This window comes from Dyella lipolytica (genome assembly GCF_030160075.1).
In the GTDB taxonomy this organism is placed as follows: Bacteria; Pseudomonadota; Gammaproteobacteria; order Xanthomonadales; family Rhodanobacteraceae; genus Dyella_B; species Dyella_B lipolytica.
Map to the genome: position 1 here is coordinate 103,300 of NZ_BSNQ01000002.1, position 16,524 is coordinate 119,823.

Sequence of the window (16,524 nt, forward strand, 5' to 3'; positions counted from 1 at the left end):
CCCTGCTGTTTTGAAGCGCCGCCGCACGCGCTGGATGCGTGCGTGCGCGGCTTACGTTTGCCTGACGGCGACGCCCCGGTGACGCGATGAGCGTCTTCGCGCCCATTATTCGCCGCCCGATTGGCACCTCGCTGCTGGCGATCGGCCTGACCATCGCCGGCTTCTGCGCCTATCTGCTGCTAGGTGTAGCCGCATTGCCGTCGCTGGACTTCCCCGGCCTGGTGGTGATCGCCCAATATCCCGGCGCCGATGCACAAACCATGGCGGCCACCGTGGTGGCACCGCTGGAGCGCCAGCTGGGCCGCATCCCGGGCATCCAGCAGATGACCTCCGACAGCAACGCCGGTGGTACCCAGATCCAGATCCTGTTCGATTTTGGCCGCAATGCGGACAAGGCGGCACGCGACGTGCAGGCGGCCATCAATGCCGCCCAGCCGGACCTGCCGGCCGCTATGCAGCCGCCGCAGTATTTCAAGTTCGATACCGCTTCGATCCCGGTGCTGCTGATCTCGCTGACCTCGACCGGCATGCCGCCGGACAAGCTCTACGATCTCACGGACACGTTGCTGAAGCCGGCGGTGGCGCAGATTCCGGGCGTGGCGCAGGTGCAAGTGTTCGGTGGCACGCCGCATGCCGTGCGCGTGACGCTGAACAATGGCGCTCTGACGGCCAAGGGTTTGACGGCGAACGATGTGGCCAACACGTTGCGTGCGGCAAACGTTACGTCGCCGCAGGGCATTCTTAGCGACGGCCGCACGCAGATGACCGTCACGGCCAACGATGCGCTGCATACGCCTCAGGATTTCGGCGCGCTGGTCATCGCCAACAAGAAAGGCGTGCCCGTACATCTTTCCGACGTGGCCACCATCACCAGCGGCCAGCAGGATGAGTATCAAGCCGCCTGGTTCAACGGCCAGCGCGCAGTATCCATGCAGATCAGCAAGCGCCCCGAGGCTAACTCGGTGCAATTGGTGCAGGATATTCGCAATCGCCTGCCGGGCTTGCGCAACCTGGTGCCGGCGGATGTGCAGATCACCCCGATTTTCGACCTCACGCAAGGCACCAAGTCCGCATTGCACGAAGTGGAGATCGCGCTGCTGCTCAGTATCGTCATGGTAGCGCTGGTGATGCTGGTGTTCCTGCGCCGCCTGCGCCCCATGCTCATCGCCATGCTTAGCGTGCCGTTGTCGCTGGCTGGCGCGTTTGTGGTGATGTATACGCTGGGGTTTACGCTTAATACGTTGTCGCTGATCGCGTTGGTGCTGTGCATCGGCTTTGTGGTGGACGATGCGATCGTGGTGATCGAGAACATCGTGCGCCATATGGAACACGGCATGCAGTCGTTAGACGCCGCGCTGCTGGGCGTACGCGAGATTGGTTTTACGGTGATTTCGATCACCGTCTCGCTGGTGGCGGTGTTCGCGCCGATGGTGTTCGGCAACAACACGCTGGTGATGCTGATGCGTGAGTTTTCGGTCACGCTAATAGCCACCATCGTGATTTCCGCACTGGTGTCGCTGACGCTTACGCCGGCCTTGTGCGGCCGCTATCTTCTGGAGGAGAAGGCGGAGCGCAAGCCCAGCAGACTCGAAGCCTTGGCCGAGCGATTCGACAACGGCATGCTGCATATTTACCGGCGCGGCCTGGATTGGGCCATGCATCACCGTCGCATCATGCGCTGGCAGCCTCTGATTCTGCTGCTGCTTACCGTTGGGCTCGCGGTGGTCGTCGCCAAGACGGCCGGCGGCGGCATCATGCCGAAAGAGGACACCGGCATGTTAATCGCGCAGATGACGGCTGATGCGAATATCTCGCCCACGAAGATGGCCGAGCGCACCAAGGCCGTTGCGGCGATCATGCAGGCCGATCCCGCGGTGGTGGATGTGACCACGATTCTCGGCGGCAACAACAACAATGGCGCGGTCGGCAATGAATCCACGCTGTTCGTCGACCTCAAGCCACTGGGCAGGCACCCTGGCGAGCGTCCCGACTCTCTCGAAAAGGTGATCGAACGCCTGGACAAGCAATACAAGAATCTGCCGGATATGAAGGTGACTATGCGCGCCTTGCAGTTCCTCGGTGGCGGCAACAACAAGGGCGGCGGCGAATATGCCTTCGATCTTGACAGCACTACGGGCACCCTACTGCAACCGCCCACGCTGCGTCTGGCGCAGGTGATGCGCAAGATGAAACAGTTCAAGGACGTCACCACCAGTTACGACAGCATTGGCAAGCAACAGTTACTGGAGGTCGATCGCAACGCCGCGTCGCGATTGCAGGTCGGCATGGGTGCTATCGATCAAGCGCTTACCAATGCTTTCAGCCAGGCTCCGGTGTCGGTCATCTATTCGGATATCAATCAGTACCGTGTCGTGTTGACGGCGGGCAATGCGGATCGGCTAAGCCCCGACACTTTACTTAACACCTATGTGCGCAATGCACAGGGCAAAATGATCCCACTGTCGGCGATGGCGCGAATCAAACCGTATATCGCGCCGGTCGAGGTTCAGCACTTCAACCAGGTGGAATCGTCCACGATCAGCTACAACCTGGCCGAGGGTGTCACGCAGGCGGACGGTCTTAAATATATTGATCAGGCGATGTTTGCCGCACAGCTGCCGTCGGGTGTAACCAAACGCTATACGGGTGACAACCAAAAGCTGATGGAGGCGCTGGAAAACGCGCTGATTGTTTTCGCCGCGGTGATCTTGGTGATGTATATCGTGCTCGGCATTCTTTACGAGAGCCTGATTCATCCGCTTACCATTCTTTCCACCCTACCCGCCGCGGGCATGGGCGCGTTCCTCGCCATGCTGATCACACATACGCAGTTGACCATCATGTCGGTGATCGCGGTGTTGATGCTGATCGGCATCGTGAAGAAGAATGCGATCCTGATGGTGGACTTTGCGCTAGTCGCCGAGCGCGACGGCGGGCTTACGCCGCCGGAAGCGATCCGCGAGGCGGCGCTGGTGCGTTTCCGCCCAATCACCATGACTACGCTGGTGGCGATGGGCGCCGCGTTGCCGCTGGCGATTGGTTTCGGCATCGGTTCGGAAATGCGCCAGCCGTTGGGTATCGCGATTCTCGGCGGCTTGTTCGTGTCGCAGCTGCTGACGCTGCTGAGTACGCCGGCGATTTATTTGTGGCAACACGATCGTCGCGAACGGAAGGCGGCACGCAAGGCGCGGCGCGCGGAAAAGCGACGTTTACGCCAGCTGGGCAAGCGGATCACGGCTGCCAACTGAACATGCTCGTCGTCTCGGCCGACGCTGGGATGACGAGCAAGAAGTGCGGGTGCAAAGGGAACCAAAACGCCCGTCTGTGGACCATTACCTATCCACATGCCTTCTGGCATGGGCGGACTTCAGGCACATTTGCGAGAGCGCCCGTGCGCGTATGAAGTGTTTATGGATATGCCCTCGTTTTCATGCAGCCTCTGCGCCCGGAATCCACGGGGCTTTGCTTGCGCCTACCTGACGAGGGTGCGGGGGTAATCGCATGAATATCTTCGAGCCCATCATCCGGCGCCCCGTGGGAACCTCGTTGCTGGCGATCGGGCTGGTCATTGCCGGGTTCTGCGCCTATCTGTTGCTTGGTCTGGCGGCGTTCCCCTCGATTGAATTTCCCGGCGTGGCGGTATTCGCGCAACTTCCCGGCGCCAGCGCGCAGACCATGGCAACGACGGTGGTCGCACCGCTGGAGCGTCAGCTCGGACGCATTCCCGGTATTCAGGAAATGGACTCCGACACCACGCAAGGCGGCACGCAGATCCAGATCCTGTTCGACGTCGGCCGCAACCCCGACAAGGCGGCACGCGATGTGCAGGCGGCGATCAATGCCGCGGCACCGGATCTGCCGGCCGAAATGGCGCTGTCGCCGCCGCAATACTTCAAATTCGATACCTCGCAGATTCCAGTGTTGCTGATTTCGCTGACCTCCACCAGCATGCCGCCGGACAAACTTTACGATCTGGCCGACACACTAGTGAGGCCAGCGGTATCGCAAATTACCGGCGTGGCGCAGGTGCAGCTGAATGGAGGTGCGCCGCATGCGATACGCGTGTCGCTGAACAATGGCGCGCTGACTGCGAAGGGTTTGACGGCGAACGATGTAGCCAATGCGCTGCGCGCTGCGAACGTCACCTCGCCGCAAGGCATATTGAGCGACGGCCGCACGCAGATGACCGTCACGGCCAACGATGCGCTGCATACGGCGAACGATTTTGGCTCGCTGGTGATCGCCAACAAGAAAGGCGTACCGGTCTATCTCTCCGACGTGGCGACGGTCACCAACGGTCAGCAGGACACCTATCAGGCGGCGTGGTTCAACGATCAGCGCGCCGTCACCATGGCGGTCAACAAGCGCCCCGAGGCCAACTCGGTGCAACTGGTGCAACAGATCCGCGAGACCATTCCACGGCTGCGCGCCCTGGTGCCGGCCGACGTGCAGATCACGCCGATCTTCGATCTGACACTGTCCACCAAGTCGGCGTTGCACGAAGTGGAAATCGCACTGTTGATCAGCATCGCGATGGTGGCGCTGGTGATGCTGGTGTTTCTGCGTCGCACGCGCCCCACGATAATCGCGATGTTCAGCGTACCGCTTTCGCTCGCCGGCGCGTTCGTGCTGATGTATGCCTTGGGCTTCACTCTCAATACGCTGTCGTTGATCGCGCTGGTGCTGTGCATCGGCTTTGTGGTGGACGACGCCATCGTGGTGATCGAAAACATTTTCCGTCACATGGAGCAGGGCGCCAGTCGGTTGGATGCCGCGTTGGTCGGCGTGCGGGAGATCGGCTTTACCGTCATCTCGATCACGCTTTCGCTGGTCGCGGTGTTCGCGCCGATGGTGTTCGGCAACAACACGCTGGTGATGCTGATGCGTGAGTTCTCGGTCACGCTGATCGCGACGATCGTGATTTCCGCGGTGGTTTCGCTGACGCTGACGCCGGCGCTTTGCGGTCACTATCTCATCGAAGAAAAGCCTGGCGTGAACAAACCGGGCAAGCTTGAAGCGACCGTCGCGCGCTTCGACCGCTGGCTGCTGCATATCTACGAACGCGGTCTGGATTGGGCCATGCACCATCGCCGCGTGATGCGCTGGCAGCCGTTGATCCTGCTGGTGTTGACCATCGCCGTGGCGATGGCCGTCGCCAAGACAGCCGGCGGCGCGGTGATGCCCAAGAGCGACACCGGCATGCTGCAGGCGACCATGACCGCCGATGCAAACATCTCGCCGGATCTGCTCGCCAAGCGTGCGCAAGCGGTCTACGCCGTCATGCTGGCCGATCCCGCCGTGCTCGACGTCGCCACGTTCCTCGGCGGCAATAACACCAACGGCGCGGTGGGCAATCAGGCGTCGTTCTTCGTCGACCTCAAACCGTTGGGCAGCGGACCTGGCCAGCGGCATGACTCGATGGATAAAGTGATTGCGCGGTTCACCAAACAATATAAAAAGCTGGCCGACGTGGATGTCGTCGTCACCAGCCTGGGCTTTTTCGACGATGGCGGCGGCACCAAGGCCAAAGGCCAATACGCTTTCGACCTGACCGACACCAATGGCGGCTCGCTACAGGAGCCCACGCTGCGGCTGGCGCAAGTGATGCGCAAGATGAAGCAATTCCGCGATGTCAGTACCAGCTTCGACAGCATCGGCAAGCAGCAGATGCTGGAGATCGACCGCAACGCTGCGGCCCGTATGCAAGTGAATATGGGACAGGTCGACCAGGTTTTATTCGATGCGTACGGCCAGACGCCGGTCTCGGTGATCTATTCCGACATCAACCAGTACCAGGTGATACTGACGGCCGACAACGCCGGCTCGCTCAGTCCGGATACGCTGTTGAACATGTATGTGCGCAATACCCAGAACAAGATGGTGCCGCTGTCGGCCATTGCGCACATCAAACCATTCATTGCACCGGTGGAGGTGCAACATTTCAATCAGCTCGAATCGTCGGCGCTCAACTACAACCTGGCCGATGGCGTCACGCAGGCAGACGGCCTGAAGCTGATCGATCAAGCCATGTTCGCTGCGCAGCTGCCGCCGGGCGTGGGCAAGAAATTCACCGGCGACAACCAGAAGCTGGTTCAGGCAGCCACCAATGCCGCCATCATGTTCATCGCCGTGATCCTTGTGATGTATGTCGTGCTCGGCATTCTTTACGAGAGCCTGATCCATCCGCTGACGATTCTCTCCACGCTACCCGCCGCGGGCATGGGCGCTTTTCTCGCCATGCTGATTACGCATACGCAGCTCACCACCATGTCGGTGATCGCGGTACTGATGCTGATCGGCATCGTGAAGAAGAACGCGATCCTGATGGTGGACTTTGCGCTGGTCGCCGAGCGCGAACACGGCCGCGCGCCGCCGGATGCCATTCGCGAGGCAGCGCTGGTGCGCTTTCGCCCCATCACCATGACAACGCTAGTGGCGATGGGTGCTGCGCTGCCGTTGGCGATCGGTTTCGGTATCGGCTCGGAAATGCGCCAGCCGTTAGGTATTGCGATTCTTGGCGGGTTGTTCGTGTCCCAGTTGCTGACGCTGCTGAGCACCCCGGCTATTTATCTGTGGCAACACGATCGCCGCGAACGGAAAGCGGCGCGTAAATTGCGCAAGGCCGAGAAACAGCGCTTGCGTGCGATCGGCAAACAAATCAGCGTGACTTAGCGGGCGTCGCGCGCCGCGCGCGGTTATGTGACACTTGCCGCAGGATGCGAACAGGGGCACACCGACATGCAGTTTCTGACGCTAGAGCAATTCGCGACACGACTCAATGAGAACTTCTCCGTGGATGTGGATCAAGGGCGGACGCCGTTCACCCTGGTAGAAGCAAAGCCACTACCGGTTCACGAATTTCACGGCATGATGCGCGCACCTTTTTCTCTGCTGTTCCACAACGCATCGCCGGTTCTGTTTCCCCAGCGCATTTATCAGATGGGAAATCCGGGCATAGGCGAGTTCGGCATTTTTCTGGTGCCGGTCGCACGCAATCAGGATGGATTCCTTTACCAGGCCGTCTTCAACTAAGCCCGCTCACGCCGACGCGTTCGTCCAGCGCATGCTGATGTACGTGTTTTCGCGCGCCACGTCGGCGAATCCGTGCCTGACGTAGAGCCGGTGCGCGGAGTGGTTGTGTTCGTATACGTGCAAATCGATGCCTGCGGCACCGGTCTGTCGCACCTGTGCCTGGGTCCAGTCGAGCAAGGCGCTGCCGACGCCGCGGCCTCGCCAATCGGGTTCCATCGCAATATCGATGATCCGGTAATACGGCAGTCCGCGTAACAGGTAATAACGGCCGACAGTACGTCCGTCGTGCTCGACGATCCAGAAATCCGTCGAGGCGTAATGCGTAACGTAATGGCTGTGCTGAAGCGCGAACTGGCTATCCAGAAACGTCTGCTTGAAGCCATCCGGCCAGTCGACCTGCGCCAGCTCGGCGGCGCGCACCGTGCCGTAAAGCTTTCGAAGATAGGGCAGGTCATCGTCGCGGGCTGCGCGCAAGCGCAACCCGCCTGCCTGCCATGGCGCGTTGTAAGAAGTCTCCGCACGCGCCGGCGGAAAAGCGAGGGGTTCGCCTATGGCTGGCATCAACCGAACGATGGATAGACGCCGTACAACGCGATGCCATAGGTGATCGCCAGCGCTGGCTGACGATTCTCATGCGGCTGGTTTTGTCCCGTCGCCGTCGACATGTTCGGCGAAAAGGTGGTGTTGGGATTGGTGCCGGCCGCTGGAAAAGGCGAGGCTTGAAGCGGTATCAGCAGCGCGTTGCCTGGCGAGGGCTTGTTGCTGCGCTTGGTTGCATCGGCTTGGTTGTACAGCAGAAACCCATGGTTGTGCCGCGGCATTTCGTTGCCGGTAAGGGTGACGCTGGGATCACCAAAGGGCTCGCCGATATCGCGCTGCGTCAGGCCAATACCTGCGCCTTGGTTGCATGCGGCGCGACTTACCAGGTTGGGTATCTGGAACGTCGATGTGCCATTACCGCCGTAGGTCGTACCGAGCAGCGAGAACAAGGCGGTGTTCTGCTGGATGCTGAAGGTAGCACCGTTGCATAGCGCCCATTGGTAAGGGGCGAAGTTGAAGCCGAATAATTGGATTTCACCAACAAAAGGCATTGTCATGATGCGCTCCGGCGATGGGGGCGGTGATGAAGTTGCGGCATGTCCTTGCTCGGTATCAACCTTGCGAGGGAAAAATGCCTGCAAAGGCGATGCAGTACGACACCGTCAACGTTGGCATGGTGTTTTCGTGCGGCAGACTGCCACCCTGAGTGCTCACGGCAGCGGCGGCCATCGTGAAATTGGTGGCACCGGTCAGATCCGTGGCGTACATCGTGTCGGTGTTGGTCAACGCACCCGGCATCACCGTGTTGCCTGGCGTGCCGGTACTGACGTTATTGGTGGTTGCATTGAGCGTATGCGTATGCAGCGGCATCTGCTGTGTCGTCAATGTGACACTTTCGGTACCACCGACTTCGCCTATTACGCGCGGCGTGAGGCCAAGGCCGGTGCCTTGATGCAGCGGTATCTGGCCACGCATGTCCGGCATGGCGAACGTATTGACACCGTCGCCGCCGTAGGTCGTGCCCAGCAACGTGTACAGCGTTTGGTATGCCGAAATGGGTTGCAAGCTGCCGTCGCACGCCAACCAGCCGGTCGGAACGCGCGAAAAGCCGAACAGCCGGATTTCGCCCACATAGGGGGTACTCATGAAAGGCTCCTCGTGAATGCCTGGATGGTCGCGAACGGATCAGTTGCGCGACGGAAAAACGCCGGTCAATGCGATGTTGAAATTGATAACGCGATACGGCTGCATGTTGGAATGTGGCTGACTGCCGCCTGCCGCTTGGAGCTGCGAAGCGGCGAGCGCTGTCACACCACTGCCACCATTTCCGTAAATCGACTCGCTCGACGGCACGCCGTAGATCGTGTTGGTCGGGTTACGGTCTTTGCCTGCCACGGTGGTGGCGTTGATGATGTGCGCGTGCTGGGGCAGCGTCGTGGGGTCGAGCACCACGTTTTCCACACCGAACTGCTGACCGATCTGATACCCCGGCGGCTGCCAACCCGGATCGACCGAATTGCCTGCACCCATCGGTGTCCTGCCTCGTAGATCAGGCAGGCAAAACGTGGATACGCCATTGCCGCCGTAATACGTACCTATCAACGAGAACAAAGCCGCGTTCTGGTTGATCGGCAAGGTTTGGCCGTTGCACAGCGCAAACCCGCGTTGAGCGAAATTGAAACCGGTGAGCATGATCTGCCCAATGAAGTACTCGGACATCGTTTTGACCCCCTGTGGCGATGAATGACGGCCTGCCGCCTTTTCTGCCTTCACGCGAGCGTCACATAGCTCACGCCCTGTCAACAACATATCGCGAACGGTGCTACAGTCCGGTCCTGCTTTGCGGACTGGTTCACACTTATCGCGCGGAGCGCGCCTTTTGTAAATAGGCGCAACGACAGGGGGACAAAGGAATGAGCATTCGTCTGTATCAGGCGGCGTTTCGGCGCACGCTTGCGAGCGTGCATGGCAGCGGGCTTTTGTTGCGCTGCTTGCTACTGTGTGTGGCGTTCGTTTGCATGAGTCTGGTTCCTGCCAGCGCGCGTGCGAACGAATGTCCGAATATGTCGATCACAGTGCCATCGGGTACGACGGATACTTTCGCAGTACCCGCCTGCTCGCCCACGGGTGCAAACGCCCCAGGCACTGCCGGCATTGCGCAGCAACCAGCACATGGTTCGGCCACTATCTCCGCAAACGACGCGGACATTAGCTATACGAACAACGGCGACAGTGCGACGACGGATTCCTTCGCTTGGTTTGACGATCTCGGCGAAGCGATCACTGTAACGGTCACCATCGGCGCATCGACGACTCCGCCAGTTACGTTGAGCCCGACAACTGCGCCCAATGGTACGCTTGGACAAGCATATTCCCTGCAGTTCACCGCGTCGGGCGGCAACGGAGGGCCGTACACGTTCGTGATCAACTCGGGCAATTTGCCAGCGGGCTTGAACGACAACACCAGTGGACTGATTTCGGGCACACCCACGGAAAGCGGGACTTTCAGCTTTACCGAAACGGCCCAGGACAGCAGCGGGAATGTCGGCCAGCAGGCCATTACGCTGACGATCAACGGCGGCAGCATCAGCGTGAGCCCGACCAGCCTGCCGAATGCGACGGCTTATGCAGCTTTCAATCAGACGTTAGCTGCCAGCGGCGGCACGGCTCCTTACACATTTTCACAAGTACCTGGAACCGCACCACCTGCAGGCATCACCATCGGTAGCAGCGGCAGTATTTCCGGTACTGCAACCAGTCTTGGTTCCACCAATTTTTCAGTCAAGGTCACGGACAGCGTCGGTACGTCGGAGCAGGTGAGCTACACCCTGCAAGTGGTAGCGCCTACGATCACACTGTCGCCGACCAGCCTGCCGGGCGCTACCGAGAATTCGCCATATCCCACGCACACACTCACAGCGAGCGGAGGGACAGGGCCCTATACGTTCGCAGTGACATCGGGCGCGTTACCGAGCGGTTTGTCGTTATCGAGCAGCGGTGTACTCAGCGGTACGCCCACGACCAGCGGAGCGGTCTCTTTCAGCGTTACCGCAACGGACACGCATGGCTTCACCAGTACGGCACAAGCCTACTCGTTCACCATCTCACCGCCGCTCACGTTGGCCGGTTCCACGCTCAGCGCCGCAACGGTCGGCGCGTCTTACAACACCACGATCAGCGCATCAGGTGGAAGCGCGCCGTATACGTATGCGGTCACATCCGGTGTGTTGCCTGCAGGGCTTTCTCTCAACACGACGACGGGCGCAGTCTCCGGTACGCCGACAGCGGGCGGCACGTTCAACTTCACGGTGACCGCCACCGATGCGAACAGTGCCACGGCATCGGGCAGCTTCAGCCTGACCGTGAGCGCACCGACGATGTCGCTTGCACCGACATCGCTACCGAACGCGACGCAGAATGTGGCCTACAGCCAGAACATTACGGCCAGCAACGGCACGGCGCCGTACACGTATGCCGTGACGGCAGGGGCTTTGCCGGCAGGCGTGTCGTTGTCATCGGCGGGCACGCTTAGCGGCACGCCGACCGTGTTCGGCTCGTTCTCCTTCAGCATCACGGCGACGGACAGCAGCACCGGCACGGGGCCTTACACCGTTGCGCGCGCTTATGCGTTGACGGTGGTTTCCGCCGCGCCGGTGATCACCACCACCAGCTTGCCTGCGGGCACCGTGAGCATCGCTTACAGTCAGACGATCGTCGTCAGCGGCGGCAATCCGCCGTATACGTTCGCAGTGACATCTGGCAGCTTGCCCGCGGGCTTGCATCTCAACAGCGGCACCGGCGTGCTATCGGGCACGCCTACCGCCGGCGGTACGTTCTCCGTCAGCGTGACCGTAACGGATGCCGCGAGCAACACGGGAACACAGAGCTACAGCATCACGATCAATGCGCCGACCATCGTCGTCGCGCCGACCACCTTGCCGGTACCGACCGACGGCGTGGCTTATTCACAGGCCATCAGCGCCTCCGGCGGCACCGCGCCCTATACGTTCGCGGTGACGTCCGGCAGTTTGCCGCCCGGTATGACACTAGCCAGCAACGGCACGCTGTCGGGCACGCCCACTGGCGCGGGAACTTACAACTTCACAACCACAGCCACCGATAGCAGCACCGGAACCGGTCCATATACGGGATCGCGGGCTTACAGTTTCACCATTGCCGCGCCCACGCTGACGTTGGCGCCAGCGGGCCTGGCGCTGACTGCGTCTTATGCGCAGGCTTACACGCAGACATTCACCGCAAGCGGCGGTGTCGCTCCCTATACGTATACCGAATCAGGCACGTTGCCGGTCGGCGTCACTTGGAACGCCGCAACCGCCACGCTCTCGGGAACGCCTACGCAATCGGGCAGCTTCCCCATCACCGTGACTGCGACCGATCACAGCACCGGAACGGGTGCGCCTTTCTCTGTCGCGCAGAACTACACGTTGACGGTAAGCGCGGCGGCGATCTCGATCAGTCCGAGTACGTTGGCGACAGGAACGGTCGGCGTTGCCTACGGCTCATCGCTCACCGCCAGCGGTGGCGTGGCGCCTTACACATATGCCGTCACCAGCGGCAGCCTGCCCGCCGGCATCACTCTGAGTTCGTCCGGCCAGCTCAGCGGCACACCCACGGCAGCCGGTACATTTAGCGTGACGGTCAAAGCTACCGATGCCAATAATGCATCGGGCTCGCAGGCGTACAGCCTTACGATCAGTGCGCCGACGTTGGCACTCAGTCCCACAACTCTGCCCACCGCGGCAGCAGAGGTCGCGTACAGCCAGACATTCAGCACATCGGGTGGTACGGCGCCATACACGTATTCGGTCAGTGCCGGGGCATTGCCCGCAGGCCTCAGCTTGAACTCAACGACCGGTGTGTTGAGTGGCACACCGACCATCGCAGGCACGTTCAATTTCACGGTGCGCAGTACAGACAGCAGTACCGGCACGGGCGCTCCCTACGTCACCAGTCGTTCGTATTCGCTGAGCGTGAATGCGCCCACGATCACCATCAGCCCCACTAGCTTGCCGACTCCGCTGGATGGCGTTGCGTACAGCCAGCAACTCACGGCGAGCGGTGGCAGCGGCGGTTATACCTTCAGCATCACCGCAGGCGCATTGCCGAACGGTCTAACCTTGGGTGCGAATGGTTTGCTATCCGGTACGCCCACGACGGTTGGCACTTTCAGCTTTACCGTACAGGTCGTGGACGGTTCGAGCTTCAACGGTTCGCAGTCTTACAGTGTCACGATCGCTCCACCCACGCTGGCGCTCAGTCCGACGAGCCTGCCCGCGGCTACCGCCGAAACGGCTTATAGCCAAACCTTCAGCACATCCGGCGGTGATGCACCTTATAGCTATGCGGTGAGTGCCGGCGCCTTGCCGGCGGGGCTTAGCCTCAACGCGTCGACCGGCGTGTTGAGCGGAACGCCGACCGTCGCAGGTACGTTCAGTGTCACGGTGCGTAGTACGGACAGCAGCACCGGCACAGGCGCGCCTTTCTCCACCATCCGCACCTATTCGCTGATCGTGAATGCGCCCGGCATAACCATCAGTCCGGCCAGCCTTCCCGCTGCGCAGGATGGCGCTGCCTACAGCCAACAACTTGCAGCGAGCGGCGGCAATGGCAGTTATAACTTCAGCATCAGCGCAGGCACATTGCCGAACGGGTTGAGCTTGGGCGCGAATGGTTTGCTGTCCGGCACGCCCACCGCCGTGGCTACCTACACCTTTACGGTTACGGCGAAGGACGGCCTGAACTTCACGGGCTCGCAGTCCTATACGCTCTCCACCTCGCAGCCCAAGCCGGTGGCGGTCAACGACACGGCGAGCACACTGGCCAACCAAGCGGTGACGGTTAACGTGACGTCGGTCGATACGGGCCCGATTACCAGCATCGCCATCGGCACGGCACCGGCGCACGGCACCGCGGTGACGAGCGGCGTGGCCATCGTCTACACACCGACGCACAATTTCTTCGGCACCGATACGCTGACCTATACCGCAACCGGTCCGGGAGGCACGTCTGCGGCAGCTACCGTGACCATTACGGTCACGCCATTGTCCGTGCCCACCGCGGCTGCGCAAAACGTCACGGTATTGGCGGGCAATACGGTCGCCATCAATCCGACATCCGGTGCGACCGGCGGGCCTTTCACCGCCGTGACGATCGTCAAGGCGCCGGCATCGGGCAGTGCGACTGTTAGCGGCAGTGCAATCAACTACGCCGCCGAAGCGACTGCGTCCGGCCAGGTGAGCTTCACCTATACGCTGACCAATGCGTTCGGCGTGTCGCTGCCGGCCACTGTCACGGTCACGGTCGATCCACGTCCGATCGTGGTGTCACAAAATGTTTCGGCGATTGCCGGCAAGTCCGTGCAGGTGAACCTCACGCAAGGGGCCACAGGCGGACCGTTTACGTCGGCAGCGCTGGTGTCCGTTTCGCCTGCTTCAGCCGGCAATGCGCAGATCGTGCAGGGATCGGGTGGTTATCAACTCGCGTTCACCTCGGCGCCCACGTTCAGCGGTGCCGCCATCGTGACGTTTACGCTGAGCAACGCCTACGCCACGTCGCTACCCGGCATCGTCACGGTTGCAGTGACGGCACGGCCCGATCCATCCAAAGATGCCGAAGTGCTCGGCGTGCTGGGTGCACAGGCCGACGCCACGCGGCAGTTCGCACAAGGCCAGATCGACAACTTCCAGCAACGCCTGGAAAACCTGCATGGCGGTGGTGGCGGCCAGGGCTTCCAGAATGGACTGACCTTCATGTCGGACACCGGCAACAACGGATTGTCCCCCTCGACGTGGCAGGGCAACGCTTCGCAAACGCTGCCGGGCAATCTCAACCGCCGTTACCTGGAGAATCCGCAGACACCTGCGAATCCTTCATCGTTCTCCGCGCTGCCGGATGGCTACACGCTATGGACAGGCGGTGCGGTGAACTTCGGTTCGCGCGACACGACGGCGAGTGCGAGCGGCTTCGACTTCACTACCGCAGGCATCAGCGCCGGTGTCGATCGCCGGATCTCCTCGTCGTTCGCGCTAGGCGTCGGTGCGGGTTATGGCCATAACGACACCGACATCGGCCATAACGGCAGTCGCAGCAATGCCGACAGCTACAACCTTGCGCTGTACGGCAGCTTCAGTCCAAGCCAGTCGACCTTTATCGACGGGCTAGTCAGCTACCAGTGGTTGTCGTTCGATGCACGGCGCTATGTTACGGCCGACGGCAATACCGTTAGCGGCCATCGCGATGGCGGCCAGGTGTTTGCATCAATCTCGGCCGGTTACGAATACCGCAGCGACCTGCTGCTGATTTCGCCTTACGGTCGCCTAGACGCTGCGTCGGCGCGACTGGATCGCTATACCGAACAAGGCGATGCCACCTATGCGTTGAGCTATGACAGCGCGATGGTCAAGACGACCACGACCAGCGTGGGTGTACGCGCGAACTATCTGTTCAAGGAAGACTACGGCACGGTGATGCCGCAGATTCGCCTGGAATACGAGCACGACTTCCAAGGCTCCAGCGAAGCGACCATGACCTACGCCGATCTGCTTGCCGGACCGGTCTATCGCGCACAAGTGGACCCACTCACACAGAACCACTTCCTGATTGGCATCGGCGTGAACTGGGAGTTCACCAACCAATTGCTGCTGCGCTTCGAGTATCAAAACCAGATCAATGCCGGCGATCAGAACGATCAGTCGATACTGATCAACGTGCAGAAGAAGTTCTAACCGACACCCGGTTCCAGCCGTTTAGGCGGAACCGGTAGGTCGGTGGTTGCGCTCGCCGAATACGCCTAAACGGACCGTAGGCGTCTGGAACCGATCATCGTTAATGCTGCTATGAGAAATTTTTACCGTCGAGGGCACCCCAAGGGCGCCCTCCAACGGAATCTGCTTCTACGCGACTTGGCTATTCGTTGTTCTTGATCTTGACGGTATGCATGGGACGACATTGATCGCCATCGCAGTCGATCAATACGCCGTAGGTGCCACACGGTGCTATGAACGTCGAGGCTCCGTTGGATTGAACGTTACCGCAACCCATGCCAGTTGCAACGGACTGAGCAAGCGCGACGCTGGCAACAGAATCTGCTGAGGAAGTCGTCGTTGAGGCGACAGGTGCAGACTGTTGAACGGGTTCCGCAGGGACAGCAGGCGGATCAGGCTGAGGCGATGAATCTGCCACGATCGGCGCGGTCTGGGTTACAGCCTGAGGGGTTGGCGTGTCCGTCGTCGCTACTGGGGTGGCTACTGGGGTGGCTACTGGGGTGGCTACTGGGGTGGCTACTGGGGTGGCTACTGGAGTTGCCGCTAGCGCTACCTCGGAGGAGCCGTCGCCTTTAACCAGGCCACACTCTTTCACGCCAGCCTCGCCTGTCGCTTCGTCCACTTGATGCAGCTTGGACCGTGCGTAAAGCACACCCATTTTCACTTCCTGCCACACAAAGTAGGTTTGCCCGGCCACCATATCGATCGTGAGAGAGGCATCGTTTTCGGCCTTTGAGATAATCGTGTGGCTACCCGCAGGCAAGGTCTTGAAGATGTAGGCATTGGCGACGGTATCGCCGACCGAGACGCCATCGATGAGCACAGGCATCTTGATCGCCGAGCCTATGATCTCGTTCCGATAAATATACACATCGGCCATTCCACCTTGCGAAGGAGCGAATTGCTTCGCCTTCGCGTCGGCGTCCTTATTGGCCATGGGTACGCTGGCACAGCCAGTCATGAGCAACACCGCGGTCAGCGCGACCGCGGCCATCAATTTGCGAATCATGTTTTCCCCTTTTTGGTCAGTTTTCATGCGAGCAGACGCATGCAAGCCAAGCCAAATATATCGTTGCCATGCCTTCAAAACCATCTGCCGGCGTGCGGTCGATAGGGACGATGTTTACCGCCGGAGGCATCGTGAGATGTCCACCGTTTGCCGCAAGAA

At 60.6% G+C, this 16,524-nt stretch carries 9 protein-coding genes; 4 read left to right on the top strand and 5 right to left on the bottom strand.

All coding sequences use genetic code 11. The features are described 5' to 3' along the window. Positions 1 to 86 precede the first annotated feature (86 nt). The 3 genes from QQL64_RS01055 to QQL64_RS01065 all read left to right on the top strand — a co-directional run bounded on the left by QQL64_RS01055 (position 87) and on the right by QQL64_RS01065 (position 7,032). Positions 87 to 3,248: an efflux RND transporter permease subunit gene (locus QQL64_RS01055; protein ID WP_284395166.1), complete on the top strand. Its 3,162-nt coding sequence runs from the start codon at positions 87 to 89 to the stop codon at positions 3,246 to 3,248. Positions 3,249 to 3,501: 253 nt separating this feature from the next. After that, positions 3,502 to 6,672, top strand: a complete 3,171-nt coding sequence (locus QQL64_RS01060; RefSeq protein ID WP_284395167.1) for an efflux RND transporter permease subunit — start codon at positions 3,502 to 3,504, stop codon at positions 6,670 to 6,672. A gap of 66 nt (positions 6,673 to 6,738) precedes the next feature. Further along, positions 6,739 to 7,032, top strand: coding sequence for a DUF6916 family protein (locus tag QQL64_RS01065; protein WP_284395168.1), 294 nt, complete (start codon positions 6,739 to 6,741; stop codon positions 7,030 to 7,032). A 6-nt stretch (positions 7,033 to 7,038) separates the two neighbouring features. Here the strand turns inward: QQL64_RS01065 and QQL64_RS01070 are convergent, their stop codons facing one another. The 4 genes from QQL64_RS01070 to QQL64_RS01085 are packed head-to-tail and all read right to left on the bottom strand — an operon-like array spanning position 7,039 to position 9,291. Beyond that, positions 7,039 to 7,593, bottom strand: coding sequence for a GNAT family N-acetyltransferase (locus QQL64_RS01070; protein ID WP_284395169.1), 555 nt, complete (start codon positions 7,591 to 7,593; stop codon positions 7,039 to 7,041). Further along, a complete protein-coding gene (locus tag QQL64_RS01075) occupies positions 7,593 to 8,129 on the bottom strand; it encodes a phage tail protein (RefSeq protein ID WP_284395170.1) in 537 nt (178 codons plus the stop codon). Before QQL64_RS01075 ends, QQL64_RS01070 begins: the two co-directional genes overlap by 1 nt. A 55-nt stretch (positions 8,130 to 8,184) precedes the next feature. Continuing rightward, the gene (locus tag QQL64_RS01080; protein WP_284395171.1) at positions 8,185 to 8,718 is read right to left on the bottom strand and encodes a phage tail protein; all 534 of its coding nucleotides are present in this window, start codon (positions 8,716 to 8,718) and stop codon (positions 8,185 to 8,187) included. Positions 8,719 to 8,757: 39 nt separating this feature from the next. Beyond that, positions 8,758 to 9,291, bottom strand: a complete 534-nt coding sequence (locus QQL64_RS01085) for a phage tail protein (protein WP_284395172.1) — start codon at positions 9,289 to 9,291, stop codon at positions 8,758 to 8,760. A gap of 194 nt (positions 9,292 to 9,485) precedes the next feature. Between QQL64_RS01085 and QQL64_RS01090 the strand changes: the two genes are divergently transcribed. Beyond that, positions 9,486 to 15,317, top strand: coding sequence for a putative Ig domain-containing protein (locus QQL64_RS01090; protein ID WP_284395173.1), 5,832 nt, complete (start codon positions 9,486 to 9,488; stop codon positions 15,315 to 15,317). A gap of 181 nt (positions 15,318 to 15,498) precedes the next feature. Here QQL64_RS01090 and QQL64_RS01095 read toward each other — a convergent pair whose 3' ends face one another. After that, positions 15,499 to 16,392 (bottom strand): DUF2846 domain-containing protein, encoded by an 894-nt coding sequence (locus tag QQL64_RS01095; RefSeq protein WP_284395174.1) that lies wholly within the window; start codon positions 16,390 to 16,392, stop codon positions 15,499 to 15,501. Positions 16,393 to 16,524 lie beyond the last annotated feature (132 nt).